Origin of the sequence: Pseudonocardia sp. EV170527-09 (assembly GCF_008369905.1) — a bacterium.
Classification (GTDB): Bacteria; Actinomycetota; Actinomycetes; order Mycobacteriales; family Pseudonocardiaceae; genus Pseudonocardia.
On the sequence record NZ_VRMC01000011.1, the window covers coordinates 18,253 to 34,467 of the forward strand.

The 16,215-nt window shown below is 73.8% G+C and carries 14 protein-coding genes and 1 pseudogene; 7 read left to right on the forward strand and 8 right to left on the reverse strand.

Annotated features, from left to right (window positions below):
• Positions 1-25 precede the first annotated feature (25 nt).
• A pseudogene (locus FVA95_RS05030) lies at positions 26-815 on the reverse strand (tRNA (adenine-N1)-methyltransferase).
• 340 nt (positions 816-1,155) lie between these two features.
• Between FVA95_RS05030 and FVA95_RS05035 the strand changes: the two are divergent.
• The gene (locus FVA95_RS05035) at positions 1,156-2,073 is read left to right on the forward strand and encodes a PD-(D/E)XK nuclease family protein (protein WP_149663157.1); all 918 of its coding nucleotides are present in this window, start codon (positions 1,156-1,158) and stop codon (positions 2,071-2,073) included.
• A gap of 7 nt (positions 2,074-2,080) precedes the next feature.
• Positions 2,081-2,926 (forward strand): thioesterase family protein, encoded by an 846-nt coding sequence (locus tag FVA95_RS05040; protein ID WP_149663158.1) that lies wholly within the window; start codon positions 2,081-2,083, stop codon positions 2,924-2,926.
• A 99-nt stretch (positions 2,927-3,025) separates the two neighbouring features.
• Here FVA95_RS05040 and hisG read toward each other — a convergent pair whose 3' ends face one another.
• The 4 genes from hisG to metH all read right to left on the reverse strand — a co-directional run bounded on the left by hisG (position 3,026) and on the right by metH (position 8,810).
• A complete protein-coding gene (hisG, locus tag FVA95_RS05045) occupies positions 3,026-3,910 on the reverse strand; it encodes an ATP phosphoribosyltransferase (protein WP_149663159.1) in 885 nt (294 codons plus the stop codon).
• Between the two features lie 54 nt (positions 3,911-3,964).
• Positions 3,965-4,228 carry a phosphoribosyl-ATP diphosphatase gene (locus FVA95_RS05050; RefSeq protein ID WP_020625548.1) on the reverse strand — a complete coding sequence of 88 codons (264 nt, stop codon included), beginning with the start codon at positions 4,226-4,228 and terminating at the stop codon, positions 3,965-3,967.
• A 165-nt stretch (positions 4,229-4,393) separates the two neighbouring features.
• Positions 4,394-5,095, reverse strand: a complete 702-nt coding sequence (locus tag FVA95_RS05055; RefSeq protein WP_149663160.1) for an HAD family phosphatase — start codon at positions 5,093-5,095, stop codon at positions 4,394-4,396.
• Entirely contained in the window at positions 5,088-8,810 is a 3,723-nt protein-coding gene (gene metH, locus FVA95_RS05060) for a methionine synthase (protein ID WP_255474613.1), read from the reverse strand. Before metH ends, FVA95_RS05055 begins: the two co-directional genes overlap by 8 nt.
• Positions 8,811-8,879: 69 nt before the next feature.
• Between metH and FVA95_RS05065 the strand changes: the two genes are divergently transcribed.
• Positions 8,880-9,770 (forward strand): PAC2 family protein, encoded by an 891-nt coding sequence (locus FVA95_RS05065; RefSeq protein WP_149663161.1) that lies wholly within the window; start codon positions 8,880-8,882, stop codon positions 9,768-9,770.
• Between the two features lie 8 nt (positions 9,771-9,778).
• A complete protein-coding gene (locus tag FVA95_RS05070; RefSeq protein ID WP_240051278.1) occupies positions 9,779-10,909 on the forward strand; it encodes an MFS transporter in 1,131 nt (376 codons plus the stop codon).
• Positions 10,910-11,045: 136 nt separating this feature from the next.
• On the opposite strand, the gene mshC is transcribed toward FVA95_RS05070, so the two are convergent.
• The 3 genes from mshC to FVA95_RS05090 all read right to left on the reverse strand — a co-directional run bounded on the left by mshC (position 11,046) and on the right by FVA95_RS05090 (position 13,540).
• On the reverse strand, positions 11,046-12,284 hold the full coding sequence (gene mshC / locus FVA95_RS05080; RefSeq protein ID WP_149663162.1) for a cysteine--1-D-myo-inosityl 2-amino-2-deoxy-alpha-D-glucopyranoside ligase: 1,239 nt from the start codon (positions 12,282-12,284) through the stop codon (positions 11,046-11,048).
• An 87-nt stretch (positions 12,285-12,371) separates the two neighbouring features.
• Positions 12,372-12,551: a hypothetical protein gene (locus tag FVA95_RS05085; RefSeq protein WP_149663163.1), complete on the reverse strand. Its 180-nt coding sequence runs from the start codon at positions 12,549-12,551 to the stop codon at positions 12,372-12,374.
• Positions 12,548-13,540 (reverse strand): bile acid:sodium symporter family protein, encoded by a 993-nt coding sequence (locus tag FVA95_RS05090; RefSeq protein ID WP_149663164.1) that lies wholly within the window; start codon positions 13,538-13,540, stop codon positions 12,548-12,550. Before FVA95_RS05090 ends, FVA95_RS05085 begins: the two co-directional genes overlap by 4 nt.
• A 78-nt stretch (positions 13,541-13,618) precedes the next feature.
• On the opposite strand from FVA95_RS05090, the gene FVA95_RS05095 reads away from it, so the two are divergent.
• Genes FVA95_RS05095 through FVA95_RS33635 form a run of 3 tightly spaced genes read left to right on the forward strand, consistent with a single transcriptional unit; the run spans position 13,619 to position 16,207 of the window.
• Positions 13,619-14,494 carry a LysR family transcriptional regulator gene (locus tag FVA95_RS05095; protein ID WP_149663165.1) on the forward strand — a complete coding sequence of 292 codons (876 nt, stop codon included), beginning with the start codon at positions 13,619-13,621 and terminating at the stop codon, positions 14,492-14,494.
• 11 nt (positions 14,495-14,505) lie between these two features.
• Positions 14,506-15,285 carry a transporter substrate-binding domain-containing protein gene (locus tag FVA95_RS05100; protein ID WP_164514838.1) on the forward strand — a complete coding sequence of 260 codons (780 nt, stop codon included), beginning with the start codon at positions 14,506-14,508 and terminating at the stop codon, positions 15,283-15,285.
• 40 nt (positions 15,286-15,325) lie between these two features.
• Positions 15,326-16,207, forward strand: coding sequence for an NAD(P)H-binding protein (locus FVA95_RS33635; RefSeq protein ID WP_149663166.1), 882 nt, complete (start codon positions 15,326-15,328; stop codon positions 16,205-16,207).
• The last annotated feature ends 8 nt before the right edge of the window (positions 16,208-16,215 follow it).

Genomic DNA, 16,215 nt, shown 5'->3' on the forward strand with positions numbered 1-16,215 from the left:
ACCGAAACCGGACACAACGCCCAGGTCAACGGCCGGTCGGTCGCCGCTGCTGCCGGGGCGGCGTGACGCCGTCGGCGAGCCGCCGGGTGGTCAGCAGGAAGGCCGTGTGGGCGATCATCCGGTGCTCCGGACGGACGGCGAGACCGACCACGTGCCAGGGGCGGACCATCGCCTCCCAGGACTCGGGCTCGGTCCAGCACTGCATCTCGCGCAGCGCCTCGGTGAGCACCGACAGCTGGGGTGGTGGTCGCGACGTAGCCGACGAGGATCCCGCCCGGCACCAGGCAGTCGCGGACGGTGTCGAGCACGTCCCACGGGGAGAGCATGTCCAGCACGACCCGGTCGACCTCGCCGCGGTGGTCCCGGACGTCGCCGACGGTCAGCTCCCAGTGCGGGGGCCGCTGCCCGAAGAAGGTCTCGACGTTGGTGACCGCGTGCGGGGCGTGGTCCTCGCGGACCTCGTAGGAGATCACCTTCCCGGTCGGCCCGACGGCCTGCAGCAGCGAGCAGGTCAGCGCGCCGGACCCGGCGCCGGCCTCCAGCACCCGGGCGCCGGGGAACACGTCGCCCCACATCAGGATCTGCGCGGAGTCCTTCGGGTAGATCACCTGGGCGCCACGCGGCATCGACAGGACGTAGTCGGCCAGACGGGGGCGCAGCGTCAGGTACGGCGTGTTGGCCGCCGAGTGCACGAGCCCGCCCTCGGGCTAGCCGATGATGTCGTCGTGGTCGATCTGGCCGCGGTGGGTGTGGTACGACCCGCCCGCCTGCAGGACGACGGTGTAGTGGCGCCCCTTGGGGTCGGTGAGCTGCACCCGGTCGCCCTCGCGGAACGGCCCGCCACGGCGCGGGGGGACCCAGGTGGCCGGCTCGGTGCCGGCGGACTCGGCGCCGGCGGACTCGGTGCCGGCGGACTCGGCGCCGACGGGCTGGGGGGCGACGAGCTCCGCGTCGACGGGTTCCTCGGTGCGGGACTCGGCCTGGGGGGAGTCGAGGGGCGCGGACTCGGTCGGCGCGTCGGGCGTCGGGGCGTCGTGCACGGACGACGACGCTATCCGCGCGCACCCCCGGCCCCGACGCCGGGGCACAGGGCAGGCAGCTCCGGGCCGCACCGGGCCGCCCGGAACCGTCGGGGGTCGCGGCTAGCCTGCCGCCATGACCGCAGCCCCCTCCGACGAGTCCGGCCCGTTCCCGGCCGAGGCGGGCCCCGAGGTCGTGCCCCCGGCCGTCCGCCCGATCGTCGGGGCACCACCGCGCCCGCCCGCGCTGTCGCCGTCGCGGGCGGCGGACTTCCGCCGCTGCCCGCTGCTCTACCGGTTCCGCGCGGTCGACCGTCTGCCGGAGCCGCCGTCGCGCGCGCAGGTCCGCGGCACCCTGGTGCACGCCGTGCTGGAGCAGCTGTTCGCCCGGGAGCCGGCCGACCGGACCCCACGCGCGGCCCGGGAGCTGCTCGGCCCCTGCTGGGACGACCTCGCCGCGGCCGATCCCGCCGTGGCGGCGCTGTTCACCGGCCCGGAGGACCCGCAGCTCGCGCTCTGGCTGGACTCGGCCTCGGCACTGCTGGACCGCTACTTCGCGCTGGAGGACCCGGCCGGCGTCACCGCGACGGCGGTGGAGGCCCGCATCGAGGCGACCCTCGACGGTGCGGACGGCGCGGTCCCGGTACCGCTGCGCGGCATCCTGGACCGGCTCGACGACGGCCCCGACGGCCTGCGGGTCGTCGACTACAAGACCGGCGCCACGCCCGGGGAGGGCTACGAGTCCGGTGTGCTGTTCCAGCTCAAGTTCTACGCGCTCGCGGTCCTGCTGACCCACGGCCGCGTCCCCGACGAGCTGCGCCTGCTCTACCTGGCCGACGGCACCGCCCTGACCTACCGGCCCGACGCCGAGGAGCTCACCCGGTTCGGGCGCCTGCTCGACGCGGTGTGGACCGCCATCCGGCTCGCCGCCCCCACCGGGGACTTCCGGCCCCGCCCCGGCCCGGCCTGCCGCACCTGCGACCACCAGGCCCGCTGCCCCGCCTGGGGCGGCACTCCCCCGCCGTACCCCGGCTGGCCGGGCGGCGGGGCATGATCGACGGGTGAGCGCACCGCCCCCGATCCCGCCCGGCCCGTTCTACCTGCCCCGCGGCGAGCACACCGCCGACGGCGTCACCCACGCCGCGTTCGAGGCGACCCCGTCGACCACCGGCCCCTGGTTCGCCGACGCCCAGCACATGGGACCGCCCTCGGCGCTGCTGGTCCGTGCGCTCGAACGGCTGCCCGCGTCCCGGCCCGGCGGCGCCGAGGACGACTGGCGGATCGCCCGCGTCACCGTCGAGGTGCTCGGGGCGGTGCCCGCCGGGCCGGTCACGGTGACCGCGGGCGTCGAGCGGCCCGGGCGGACGATCGAGCTGCTGTCGGCGACGATGCGCGCCGGCGACCGCGACGTGCTCCGGGCGCGGGCCTGGCGGCTCGTCACCTCCGACACCGCCGCCGTCGCGGTCGGGCAGGCACCGCCGCTGCCCGGCCGGGACACCGCCGTCGTGCGGACCGAGCGGCCGGACGGCTGGCTGCCCGGGTTCCTCGACGCGGTCGAGTGGGCCTGGCTCGACGGCGGCCGCCTCGGCACCGAGGGCCCGGGACGGGGCTGGATCCGGATGCGGGTCCCACTCGTCGAGGGCGAGGAGCCGAGCCCGGCACAGCGGCTGATGGTCGCCGCGGACTGCGCGAACGGGCTCGCCGCACCGCTGGACGTGACCCGCTGGCTGTTCGTCAACACCGAGCTGACGGTGCACCTGCACCGGGCCCCGGCCGGTGAGTGGATCGGCGCGGACGCCGCGACCGTCGTCGGGCCGGACGGGCTGGGCACCTGCTCGGCAACCCTGTTCGACGACCACGGGCACACCGGTCGGAGCGCCCAGGCGCTGACCGTCCGGGCCCGCTAGCGGCCCGCTGGAGACCCCGGCAGCACGACGGCGGCCCGCCCACCGGAGTCACCGGGGGCGGGCCGCCGTGGGGGGAACGGACGTCGGACGGGGACGTGCTCAGTGGCCGTTGACCGTCATCGCGCGGCAGGACCGGATCTCCGAGGTGAGGATCGCGGTGGCGCCGATGTCGGCGAGCTTGTCCATCACGCGGTTGGTGTCCTTGGTGCGCACCATCGTGCGGACCGCGACCCAGCCCTTCTTCGACAGCGGCGAGACCGTCGGCGCCTGCAGGCCCGGCGCGACCTTCTCCACGGCCTCGAGCAGCCCCTCCGGGCAGTCGAAGTCCATCATCAGGTACTCGCGGGCCACGACGACGCCCTGCAGCCGGTCGGCGAAGACCTTCTTCAGACGGGTGGTCTCGGCTTCCTCGGCGCGGTCGTGCCGCTTCTCCCGCTCGATGAGCGTGGCCTGCGAGGTGGCGATGGCCTCGCCGATGATCTGCAGACCGTGCTGGCGCAGCGTGCGGCCGGAGGACACGACGTCGGCGATCGCGTCGGCCAGGCCGAGCTGGATGGAGATCTCCACCGCGCCGTCGAGCTTCACGATCTCGGCGCCGATCCGCTTGCCCGACAGGTAGGAGCGGACCAGGCGGGGGTAGGATGTCGCGATCTTGCGGCCGTCGAGGTCCTCGATCTTCCAGTCGGCGCTGGCCGGGGCGGCGAAGTGGAACCGCGACCTGCCGAAGCCGAGCGGAATGATCTCCTGGGTCTGGCTGCCCGACTCCTCCATGAGGTCGAAGCCGGTGACGCCCAGGTGCAGGTCACCCTTGCCGACGTAGGTCGCGATGTCCTTGGGCCGCAGGTAGAAGAACTCGATCTCGTTCTCCTCGTCGACCACGCTGAGGTCACGCGAGTCGGACCGCTGGCGGTACCCGGCCTCGCGCATCATCGTCGCGGCGGGCTCGGCCAGGGTGCCCTTGTTCGGCAGTGCCACGCGGAGCATTTCCGCTCTCCTGACGGTCGTCATCGGTGGTGGTGTCGGTGTGGCCGGATCGGCCTACAGATGCTTGTACACGTCCTCGAGGGTGAGCCCCCGCTGAAGCATGATCACCTGCAGCCGGTACAGCAGCTGCGAGATCTCCTCCGCCAGCTCGTCGTCGCCCTGGTACTCGGCGGCGATCCAGACCTCACCGGCCTCCTCGAGCACCTTCTTGCCCTGGGCGTGCACCCCGGCGTCGAGCGCGGCGACGGTCCCCGAGCCGGCCGGCCGGTCCCGGGCCTTGGCCGCCAGCTCGGCGAACAAGTCGTCGAAAGTCTTCACGTGTACCAGTGTGAACGGTGACCTACGCCGCATGCCGGGCGCATCCGGGGTGGTAAGCCGTGTGGGCAACGGACCGCGCCGGGTGGTTCACCCGGAGTGAGCAACACCCGGCTGCGGTGCCGTTCGTCGCCGCGAACGGTCCGCTCACGCCGGCGCCTGCGCCGTTCAGCGGGCCCGGACCTCCGCGAGGACCGCCCCGAGCTCGGCCGGGCCGATCCCGGCGAGGGTCTCGCGCAGCACCCGGCGCGGTCCGGCGGGCACGTCGAGCTCGCAGGGCACCACCAGCACCGCGCAGCCGGCCCGCTCCGCCGAGAGCGCACCCGTCGGTGAGTCCTCCACCGCGACGCAGTCGCCGGGGTCGACCCCGATCAGCTCGGCACCGCGCCGGTAGGGCTCGGGCTGCGGCTTGGGCTCGCGCACCTCGTCGCCGGGCACGACGGCGACGAAGTGCTCCCGGCCCAGCGTCTCCAGCGCCCGCTCCACCAGCACCCGGATGGTGTTGGTGACGAGCACGGCCGGGATGCCGGCCTCGCGCAGCGCGGTGAGCAGCTCCCGGGCGCCCGGCCGCCACGGCACGCCGTGGGTGAACAGCTCCCCGGCGCGGTCGTAGAGCCACTCGCCGGTCTCGCGGTACTCGTCGGCGGGCACGGTGTCCGGGTCGCGTCCGGCCTCCCGGAAGCAGATCCGCAGCGACGAGTCCAGCGAACCGCCGACGGACTCCAGCCGCGCCCCGAGGCTCAGCTCGGGGGCACCGAGGTGCTTCATGAGGTCGTTGAGGGCGACCTCCCACACCTTCTCCGAGTCGATCAGGGTGCCGTCCATGTCCAGCAGCACGCCCGCGGGCCGGATCGTCGTCGGCTCAGGCATCGGGGGTGTAGCCCAGGTTCGGGCGCAGCCACTTCTCGACGACGGCGACGTCCACGCCGAGCCGGCCGGCGTAGTCGGCGACCTGGTCGGGCCCGATCCGGCCGACGGTGAAGTACCGCGACTCCGGGTGGGCGAACATCATGCCGCTGACCGCGGCCGCCGGGGTCATGGCGAAGGACTCGGTGAGCCCCACCCCGGTCTCCTCCGCGCCCAGCAGGTCGAACAGCGGCCGCTTGAGCGTGTGGTCCGGGCAGGCCGGGTAGCCGAACGCGGGCCGGATGCCCCGGAAGCGCTCGGCGTGCAGGTCCTCGACGGCCTGGTTCGCGTCGGGTTCGAACCACTCGCGGCGGGCCTGCCGGTGGGCGTACTCGGCGAAGGCCTCGGCGAGCCGGTCGGCCAGCGCCTTCACCATGATGGCCTTGTAGTCGTCGAGCGCGGCCTCGAACTCGGCGGCCATGTCCTCGGCGCCGTGGATGGACACCGCGAACGCGCCGAGGTGGTCCCCCTGGGGCGCCACGTAGTCCACGAGGCTCCGGTTGGCCCGCCCCTGCGGCTTGACGGTCTGCTGGCGCAGCATCGGCAGCCGCACGTCGCCGCCGTCGGGCGAGATCACGATGTCCTCGCCCTCGGCGTGGGCCGGCCAGAAGCCGTAGACGCCGCGGGCGGTGAACCGGTCCTCGGCGATGATCTGGTCGAGCATCGCGTTGGCGTCGTCGTAGAGCTCCTTCGCGACCGGCGAGTTCAGGATCTGCGGGAACTTGCCCTTCAGCTCCCAGGCCAGGAACAGGAACTGCCAGTCGATCAGCTCACGGAGCTCGGCGATCGTCGGCTCGCAGGGCCGGACCCCGGTGAACTCCGGGACGGGCAGCTCGCCGAAGTCGACGACCTCGCGGTTGGCGACGGCGTCGGCGAAGGGCAGCAGGGGCTTGGCCTGCCGTCCCTCGTGCTGCTCGCGCAGCCGCTGCTGGTCGGCGTCGTTGCGCTGGGACAGGGCCTCGGCGCGGTCGTCGTCGAGCAGGTCGGACACGACCCCGACGACGCGGGAGGCGTCGAGGACGTGCAGCACGGTGCCCTGGTACTGCGGGGCGATCTTCACCGCGGTGTGCTGGCGGGAGGTGGTGGCGCCGCCGATGAGCAGCGGCAGCTTCAGGCCGCGCCGCTCCATCTCGGTGGCGACGTTGACCATCTCGTCGAGCGAGGGGGTGATCAGGCCGGACAGCCCGACGACGTCGGCACCCTCGGCGACGGCGGTGTCGAGGATCGTCTGGGCGGGCACCATGACGCCGAGGTCGATGACCTCGTAGCTGTTGCAGCCCAGCACGACGCCGACGATGTTCTTGCCGATGTCGTGCACGTCGCCCTTGACCGTGGCCATGACGACCTTGCCGTTGCCGCGGGTGTCGATCTCACCGCGGGCCTTGGCCTCCTCCTTCTCCTTCTCCATGAAGGGCTCGAGGTAGGCGACGGCGCGCTTCATCACGCGGGCGGACTTCACGACCTGGGGCAGGAACATCTTGCCGCCGCCGAACAGGTCGCCGACCACCTTCATGCCGTCCATCAGCGGGCCCTCGATGACGTCGAGCGGCCGGGCGGCCTGCGCCCTGGCCTCCTCGGTGTCGGCCTCGACGAAGTCGACGATGCCGTGCACGAGGGCGTGCTCCAGGCAGGCGCGGACGTCGTTCTCCCGCCAGGTCAGGTCGACCTTGCGCTGGGTGCCCTCGCCCTTGAACCGGTCGGCGTTCTCCACGAGCCGGTCGGTGGCGTCGGGCCGGCGGTTGAACAGGACGTCCTCGACCATCTCGAGCAGGTCAGCCGGGATGTCCTGGTAGACCGCGAGCTGGCCGGCGTTGACGATGCCCATGTCCAGGCCGGCCTTGATGGCGTGGAACAGGAAGGCCGAGTCCATCGCCTCGCGGACCACGTTGTTGCCGCGGAAGGCGAAGGACAGGTTCGAGACACCACCGGAGATGTGGACGCCGGGACAGCGCTCCTTGATCCGGGGGCAGGCCTCGATGAAGGCCTTCGCGTAGTCGTTGTGCTCCTCCATGCCGGTGGCGACGGCGAGGATGTTCGGGTCGAAGATGATGTCGTGCGGGTCGAGCCCGGCCTTCTCGACGAGCAGGTCGTAGGCGCGTCCGCAGATCTCGACCTTGCGGTCGGCGGTGTCGGCCTGGCCGTCCTCGTCGAAGGCCATGACGACGACGCCCGCGCCGTAGGCCTTGACCTTGCGGGCCTGCTCCAGGAAGGGCTCCTCGCCCTCCTTGAGGCTGATCGAGTTGACGACGCCCTTGCCCTGCACGCACTGCAGGCCGGCCTCGATCACCGACCACCGCGAGCTGTCGATCATGATCGGCAGCCGGGCGACCTCGGGCTCGGTGGCCAGCAGGTTGAGGAAGGTGCGCATCTCGTCGGCGGACTCGAGCAGGTCGGCGTCCATGTTGACGTCGAGCATGTTCGCGCCACCGCGGACCATGTCCAGCGCGACGTCCAGCGCGCCGTTGTAGTCCTTCGACTCGATGAGCCTGCGGAACCGCTTGGACCCGGTGACGTTGGTGCGCTCACCGATCATCACGAAGCCGGTGTCGGGGCCGATCTCGAAGCGCTCCAGACCGGAGAAGCGGGTGCGCTGCGGCGGCTCGGTCGGTACCCGCGGCGGCAGCCCCTTGACCCGGTCGGCGATCTGCCGGATGTGCTCCGGGCCGGTGCCGCAGCAGCCGCCGACGATGTTGACCAGCCCGGACTCGGCGAACTCCTTGAGGTAGTCCGCGGTCTGCTCGGGGGTCTCGTCGTAGCCGCCGAAGGCGTTCGGCAGGCCCGCGTTGGGGTAGGTGGCGACGAACGCGTCGCTGATCTCGGCGAGCGCGACGGCGTGCGGGCGCATCTCGTCGGCGCCCAGCGCGCAGTTCAGCCCGACGACGAGCGGCGCGGCGTGGCGCACCGAGGTCCAGAACGCGTCGACGGTCTGCCCGGACAGCGTGCGCCCGGAGCGGTCGACGATGGTCACCGAGATCCACACCGGCAGGTGCGGGGCGACGTCGTGCGCGGCCTGCAGTGCGGCCTTCGAGTTCAGCGTGTCGAAGATGGTCTCGATCAGCAGGATGTCGACGCCGCCGGAGTCGAGCGCGGCGATCTGCTGGGCGTAGGAGTCGTAGACCTGCTCGTAGGACACCGCGCGGTAGGCGGGGTCCTCGACCTTCGGCGACAGCGACAGCGTGACGTTCAGCGGACCGATCGAGCCGGCCACCCACTTCGGCTCGCCGGTGGCCTTCTCGGCCTCGTCGGCGGCCTCGCGGGCCAGCCGCGCCGCGGCCACGTTCATCTGGTCGACCTTCGACTCCAGGCCGTAGTCCGCCTGGCCGATCGTGGTCGCGGTGAAGGTGTTGGTCGTCGTCAGGTCGGCGCCCGCGTCGAAGTAGTTGCGGTGCGCCTGGAGGATCAGGTCCGGACGGGTGAGGTTGAGCAGGTCCGGGTCGCCGTTGGTGTCCTTGGGGTGGCCCTTCAGCCAGTCCGCGGAGTAGTCCTCCGGGGTCAGGCCGAGGCCCTGGATGACGGTGCCCCAGGCGCCGTCGATCACAGCGATGCGACGGCCGAGGAGCTCCGTCAGCTGCTCGGTACGCTGCGCAGCCCGCCGGACCCGTTCGGGGTCGACCGGGCGGAGGGTGCTGTCGTGCGCCGAGGTGCCCACCGAGTGATCCGCTCCCGTCGTAGATGACACGATCCCCCAGGGTACCTGCTGGAGGGGTAGCGACCAGGCCCCGCGCCCGCGGGGTCGTAGGCTGGGGAGATGACCGACCGAGAGCCGAGCATCACGGGTGGCGACAGCACTCCGCACCTGGTCGATCCGGTCCTCATCGCCGCGTTCGAGGGATGGAACGACGCCGGTGAGGCCGCGAGCACCGCGCTGGAGCACCTCGAGCTCAGCTGGGACGCGAAGCCTCTGACCTCGATCGATCCAGAGGAGTACTACGACTTCCAGGTCACGCGTCCGCACGTCAAGCTCGCCGACGGTGTCACCCGACGGATCGAGTGGCAGACCACCCGGCTGTCCTGGGCGACGCTGCCGGGCACCGACCGCCATGTCGTCCTGGTCAACGGGATCGAGCCGAACCTGCGCTGGAAGACGTTCTGCGCCGAGCTCGTGGGTCACACGGAGCGTCTCGGCGTGACGAAGGTCATCACCTTGGGGGCCCTGCTCACCGAGGTCCCGCACACCCGGCCGACGCCGGTGAACGGCACGTCCTGGGACGCGGAGTCGCAGAAGGCGATGGGCACCGAGCCGTCGAACTACGAGGGCCCGACCGGGATCGTCGCGGTCTTCCAGCAGGCCTGCGTGCAGGCCGGCATCCCGGCCGTCTCCTACTGGGCCGAGGTGCCGCACTACGTCTCGCAGGCCCAGGTCCCCAAGGCCGCGGTCGCGCTGCTGCACCGGATCGAGGAGTCCCTCGACGTCGAGGTGCCGCTCGGGGTGCTGCCGGAGAAGGCCGAGGAGTGGGAGCGGACGGTGTCGGAGATGGCCGACGCCGACGACGAGGTCCGCGAGTACGTCCGCCAGCTGGAGGAGCAGGCCTCGGAGTCCGACGACGAGGAGGCCCGCACCGAGCTGCGCGAGACCTCCGGGGACTCGATCGCGGCGGACTTCGAGCGCTACCTGCGCCGCCGCGGCCCCAACTCCTGACCCGCCCGGTGGTCACCGCCCTGCGCCGGGGGGCGCTGTTCGCCGGGGCGTTCCTCGGCCCGTTCGGCGGCGGGATGACCGCGGCGATGCTGCCCGAGCTGGGCACCGAGTTCGGCGTCCCGACGGCGACCGCGTCGGTCTCGATCACCGCGTACCTGCTGCCGTTCGCCGGGGTCATGCTCGTCTCGGGCACCCTCGGCGACCGTTGGGGGCGGGGGCGCACCGTCGTCGCCGGGTACGCGCTCTACGTCGTCGCCTCGCTGGTCTGCGTGCTGGCGGTGTCCTGGCCGCTGTTCCTGGCGGGGCGGGCGCTGCAGGGCGTCGCGAACGCGTTCACCACTCCCCTGCTGCTGGCGGCGCTGGCCGCCACGGTGGAGCCGGACCGCCTCGGCCGGGTGCTGGGCTGGTTCGGGTCGCTGCAGGCGGCCGGACAGACCTCGGCGCCGCTGGTCGGCGGGCTGGCCGCGGAGGTGGACTGGCGGTGGGCGTTCTGGGGCGCCGCGGGCGTGGCCCTGGTGCTGGCGGTGATCGGCATCCCCGGCGGCGGGGCGCCGTCCGACGGCGCCCCCCGGCCGCGGCTGCGGGCGGCCTGGACCGGCCCGGTGCTGCGGCTCGGGCTGGTCGCCGGGATCGGCTGGGGTTGCCTGGCCGGGCTGAACTTCCTGCTCGCGCTGCGGCTGGAGGAGGTCTTCGGGCTCGGCTCGGGGCCGCGCGGGCTGGTGCTGACCGCGCTGGGGGTCGCCGGGATCCTGACCGCGCGGGTGATCGGCGGGGCCGTGGACCGGTTCGGGGCGCGGCGCTGCGTGCTGGCCGGGTCGGTCGTCGGCGGCGTGCTCGTCGCGGCGATCGGGCTGGTCCCGTGGCTCGGGGTGGTCGTCGCGCTGTGGGCGGTCGGCGGGGTGTGCAGCCAGCTCGTCCTGGTCGGGGTGAACGCGCTGGTCCTCGGTCCGGCCGGGGGCGGCGGGGGCGGGGCGGTGTCGGTGGTGCAGGCGGTCCGCTTCGCCGGGACGGCGGCGTCGCCGGTGGCGCTGACGCCGGTCTACCACGCGGACCCGCTGGTGGCGTTCCTCGCGCCGGCGGCGCTGCTCGCGGCGGGCGCACCGGCCGTCCTCGCTGTCGACCGGGCGCGCCGCGTCTGAGGCTCACCCGACGGCGTGCGCCCGCAGGTCGTCGAGCGCGACCCGTTCCAGGGTGCGGACGTGGGTGGCCTCCGGCACCACCGGCGGCGCCGCACCTCCGCTCAGCGCGGTGCGGGCCACACGGTCCGCAGCTGGTCTACAGCCGCACCCCGAGCAGCGCGTCCAGCGCGGTGCGCACCTGCTGCGGGGCCGCGGTGTCGGTGCCGCGGCGGGTCAGCGCCTCCTCGGCCCAGGCGTCGACGGCGGCGAGCGCACCGGGGGTGTCGAGGTCGTCGGCGAGGTGGGTCCGCACCTTGGCGACCAGCTCGGTCGCGTCCGGCCCGGCGTCGAGCCCCACGGCCTCGCGCCAGCGGGTCACCCGCCGGTCGCCCGTCGCGTGCACCTCGTCGGTCCAGGCCCGGTCGGTGCGGTAGTGCCCGTCGAGCAGGGCGACCCGGATGACGTTCGGGTCGACGCGGGCGTTGCGCAGCTTGGAGACGAAGACCAGGTTGCCCTTGGACTTCGACATCTTCTCGCCGTCGAGGCCGATCATGCCGGTGTGCACGTAGTGCCGGGCGAACGGGTGCTCGCCGGTGAGCGACTCGGCGTGCAGGGCACCGCACTCGTGGTGCGGGAAGATCAGGTCAGAGCCGCCGCCGTTCAGGTCGACCTGCGGGCCGAGCCGGTTCAGCGAGATCGCGGCGCACTCCACGTGCCAGCCGGGACGACCGCGCCCGAGACCCGAGTCCCAGGCCGGCTCACCGGGTCGCGCGGTGCGCCACAGCAGCGGGTCGAGCCGGTTGCGCTTGCCCGGCCGGTCCGGGTCGCCGCCGCGCTCGGCGGAGAAGGCCAGCATGGTGTCGAGGTCGTAGTTCGACTCGTAGCCGAAGTGCCCGGTGGCGGACACGTCGTGGTAGACGTCGGGGTACTCCGGGTCGTCGATCCGGTAGGCCGCGCCGGAGGCGACGAGCTTCTCGACCAGCTCGGCGATCTCGGGGATCGCCTCGACCGCGCCGACGAACTCCCGCGGCGGCAGCACCCGCAGCGCCTCCATGTCCTCGCGGAACAGGGCGGTCTCGCGCAGGCCCAGCACGATCCAGTCGTCCTGGTCGCGCTCGGCGCGCTCCAGCAGCGGCTCGTCGATGTCGGTGACGTTCTGGACGTAGTGCACGTCGTGTCCGAGGTCGCGCCAGTAGCGGTTGACCAGGTCGAACGTCAGGTAGGTGGCGGCGTGGCCGAGGTGGGTCGCGTCGTAGGGGGTGATCCCGCAGACGTACATCGTCGCGACCGGACCGGGCGCCGTGGGCCGGACCCGGCCGGTGGCGGTGTCGTGCAGGCGCAGCGGCGGGCCGCTGCCCTCCAGTGCCGGGACGTCGGTCGGGGCCCAGGTCTCCATGCGGTCAAACCTACCTAGCTCTCGGAAGCGGTCACGCATGCGAACGCGCGGTGCCCGTCGCAGATTCCGGCGCGGGCCTGGCGCCGGTCACCACCACCGGTGGTCGAGCTTGGACTCGATGTCGCGGACGTGGCGGCGGGCACAGGCCGGGCAGAGCCGCCCGTCCCGGCCGCGTTCGTCGCGGTCGGTCACCCAGCCCGCGACGGCGGCGACCCCGGCGTCGTCGGGGCCGGGGATGCCGCAGAGGCGGCAGGCGGACGGCGTCACGCCTGCGATGCTGCCCCGGCGGCCTGCTCGGTGTCGAGTGCCGCGCGACGCCGGCCGACCCGCTCGGCGATCAGTGCGCAGGCCATCAGCTGGATCTGGTGGAACAGCATGAGTGGCAGGACGACCAGTGCCCCGGCGGGGCCACCGAACAGCACACCGGCGATCGGCAGTCCGCTGGCCAGCGACTTCTTCGACCCGCAGAACACGATCGCGATGCGGTCGGCGTCGTCGAACCCGAGCGCGCGGGACCCGTACGCGGTCGCGGCGAGCACCAGGGCGAGCAGCACCAGGCAGATCCCGAGCAGCACGAGCAGCGAGACCGGGGTGAGCCGTCCCCAGATCCCCGCCACGACGCCCTCGCTGAACGCGGCGTAGACGACCAGCAGGATCGATCCGCGGTCGACCAGCGCCAGCCGCGTCCGGTGCCGGGCGACGAACCGGCCGATCAGCGGCCGTGCGGCCTGCCCGGCGAGGAAGGGCACCAGCAGGCGCAGCGCGATGTCGCCGAAGCTCGACGCGTCGACACCGCCGCTGGTCGCCAGCAGCAGCGCGGCCAGCACCGGGGTGAGGACCACGCCGAGCACGTTCGACACCGACGCCGCGACGATCGCGGCGGGCACGTTGCCGCGGGCGACGCCGGTGAAGGCGATGGAGGACTGCACGGTCGAGGGCAGGCAGCACAGGAACACGATCCCGGCGGCGAGCGGCGCGGGCAGCAGCCACTGCGGCAGCAGCAGCACCGACAGCCCGAGCAGCGGGAACAGGACGAACGTCGCCGCCAGGACGGTGCCGTGCAGCCGCCAGTTCCGCAGCCCGCCCAGTGCCTCCGCGGCCGAGAGGCGGGCGCCGTAGAGGAAGAACAGCAGCGCGATCGCCGCGGTGACGGCGACGTCGACCACCCCGACCGCCGCACCGCGCGCGGGGACCAGCGACGCGACTCCGACCGTCACGAGGAGCAGCACCAGGAAGGGATCGGGACGGACACGCATGGTTCCATCCTGCAAGCCGCGTTCCGATCGGGAAACCGGCTGATCACCATGACTGTGTCCGCGAACTACGATGACCGGGTGCTCGACCCCGTGCAGCTGCGGTCCTTCGCCGCCGTCGCGCGCGCCCGCAGCTTCACCCGGGCCGCCGCGCGGCTCGGCGTCGGCCAGTCCACCGTGAGTCAGCACGTGCGACGCCTGGAGGCGACGGTCGGGCGCCCGCTGCTCGAACGCGACACCCACTCGGTGTCGCTCACCGTCGACGGCGAGGCGATGCTGGAGTTCGCCGCCACCATCCTCGACGCGGGTGACCGGGCGATGGCGCACTTCCGGGCCTCGCGGGTGCACGGCCGGGTGCGGTTCGGGGTGTCGGAGGACCTGGTCCTGACCCGGCTGCCCGCGGTGCTGGCGGACTTCCGCCGTCGCCACCCCGAGGTCGACCTGGAGCTGACCGTCGGCCTGGCCGGCGATCTCGAACGCCGCCTCGCCGCCGGGGAGCTGGACCTCATGTTCGCCAAGCGCCTGCCCGGCCCCGACGACGGCCGGCTGGTCGTGCGCCGCGACCGGTTCGTCTGGGTGGGGGCGCCCGGGCTGCCGCTCGGCCCCGGCGACCCGGTGCCGGTCGTCGCCTATCCCCCGCCGAGCCTGTCGCGCACCGCCGCCGTCGGGGCCCTGGAGGCCGCGGGGCGGCCGTGGCGGATGGCCTGCACCAGCGGCAGCCTGTCCGGGCTGCGGGCCGCCGCGCTCGCCGGGCTGGGGGTACTCGCACACGCCGCGACGCTGGTCCCCGACGGGCTCGAGGTCGTCGCCGAGCACGCCGGGCTGCCCGACCTGGGTCCGGTCGACGTGGTGCTGGCGCACGGACGACGCCGCAGCGGCCCGGCCGAGGCGCTGGTCCGCAGCATCCGCTCGGCCGACCTCCGTCCGGAGTCCTGGACTCCCCCGATCGGCGGCTAGGGTCCCGGACCGTGCGCCGCCTGCCGATCGTCCTGCTGCTCCTGCTGCTGGTCACCGGGTGCGGCGCGCCCGCCGCACCGGGGTCCCCGACGCTGGAGCGGGTCGCGTCGTCGCAGGTGCTGCGGGTCTGCTCGACCGGTGACTACCGGCCGCTGACCGCGCTGGCCGCGGACGGCACCTGGTCCGGGATCGACGTCGACATGGCCCGCGACCTCGCCGCCGAGCTCGGCGCCCGGGCCGAGCCGGTGCGCACGACCTGGGCGACCCTGCTCGACGACGTCGTCGCCGGGCGCTGCGACATCGCCGTCGGCGGCATCTCGGTCACCCCCGACCGCGCGGCGCGGGCGGCGTTCACCGAGCCCTACCTGCGCGACGGCAAGACGCCCGTCGTGCGCTGCCCCGACGTCGCCCGCTACGGCACGGTCGCCGACATCGACCGGCCCGGCGTGCGGGTCGTGGTGAACCCGGGCGGGACCAACGAGCGCTTCGCCCGGGAGACCTTCACCCGCGCGACGATCGTCGACCACCCGGACAACTCCACGATCTTCGACGAGATCGTGGCCGGCCGCGCCGACCTGATGGTCACCGACGCGATCGAGACCCGCTGGCAGGCCGCCCGGCACCCCGGGGTGCTCTGCGCGGTGCACCCCGACGCCCCGTTCACCGACTCGGAGAAGGCCTACCTGATGCCGCCCGGCGATCCGGTGTTCGCCGCCCGCGTGGACGACTGGCTGCGCACCGCCCGCACCGACGGCACCTGGGACCGCCTCGCCCGCCCCTGGCTCGGCTGACCCCACACCCGCTGTCGGACCCCTGTGCGACGGTGCGGGCATGCGCATCGTCGTGACGACACCGACCGGCACCGTCGGCTCCCGGGTCCTGCGTCTGCTCGTGCAGGCCGGAATCCGGCCGGTGGCCCTGCTCCGCGACCCGGCACGACTGCCACCGGACCTGGCCGGTCTGGTCGAGCCGGTGGTCGCGGACCAGACCGACGCCGACGCCGTCGTCGGCGCCACCCTGGGCGCGGACCGGCTGTACTGGGTGAACCCGCCGGGCCCGCCCGGCACCGACCCGCTCTCCCACCACGCGGCCTGCGCGGCCGCCGTGGCGGAGGCGGTGCGCCGCAACGGGATCGGCGCGACGGTGTTCCAGAGCAGCGGTGGGGCGGAGCTGCGTCGCGGGGTGGGGGACATCGACGGCCTCGCCGCGACCGAGCAGGCCCTCGACGCGACCGGTGCTCCGGTGCTGCACCTGCGGTGCGGCTACGTCATGTCGAACCTGCTGCACGCGGCCGACGAGCTCGCCGGCGGGACCCTGTCGACGCCGTGGCCGCCGGACCATCCGCTGCCGTGGGTGGCGCCCGGTGACATCGCCGCCGTCGCCGCGGTGCGGCTGCTCGGTCCGGTGTGGTCGGGGCGGCTGGTCCAGGCGGTGCACGGGCCGGCGGACCTGACGTTCGACGAGGCCGCGGCGGTGCTCACCGAGGTCCTCGGCCACCCGGTCCGTGCGGTGCCCCTCGGGAGCCGGGAGTTCCGGGAGATCCTGGCCGGGGCCGGGATGACCCCGGCCGAGGTCGACGCGGCCGCCGGGATGGCGGAGGGGCTCGCCGCCCCCGGGTACGTGCCCGAGCAGCGCCGCGACGCGGTCTCGACGACCCCGACGACCCTGCGGAGCTGGGCCGCCGAACACCTGCGCGCCCCGGAACCCGCCTGACCACAGCG

Bases quoted from the DNA above. Each gene is read 5' to 3' on its own strand.
- FVA95_RS05090 (WP_149663164.1), bottom strand. From the start codon at position 13,540: ATGCGTGTCCGTCCCGATCCCTTCCTGGTGCTGCTCCTCGTGACGGTC.
- mshC (WP_149663162.1), bottom strand. From the start codon at position 12,284: ATGGAGACCTGGGCCCCGACCGACGTCCCGGCACTGGAGGGCAGCGGC.
- FVA95_RS33635 (WP_149663166.1), top strand. From the start codon at position 15,326: ATGCGCATCGTCGTGACGACACCGACCGGCACCGTCGGCTCCCGGGTC.
- hisG (WP_149663159.1), bottom strand. From the start codon at position 3,910: ATGCTCCGCGTGGCACTGCCGAACAAGGGCACCCTGGCCGAGCCCGCC.
- FVA95_RS05065 (WP_149663161.1), top strand. From the start codon at position 8,880: ATGACCGACCGAGAGCCGAGCATCACGGGTGGCGACAGCACTCCGCAC.
- FVA95_RS05035 (WP_149663157.1), top strand. From the start codon at position 1,156: ATGACCGCAGCCCCCTCCGACGAGTCCGGCCCGTTCCCGGCCGAGGCG.
- FVA95_RS05055 (WP_149663160.1), bottom strand. From the start codon at position 5,095: ATGCCTGAGCCGACGACGATCCGGCCCGCGGGCGTGCTGCTGGACATG.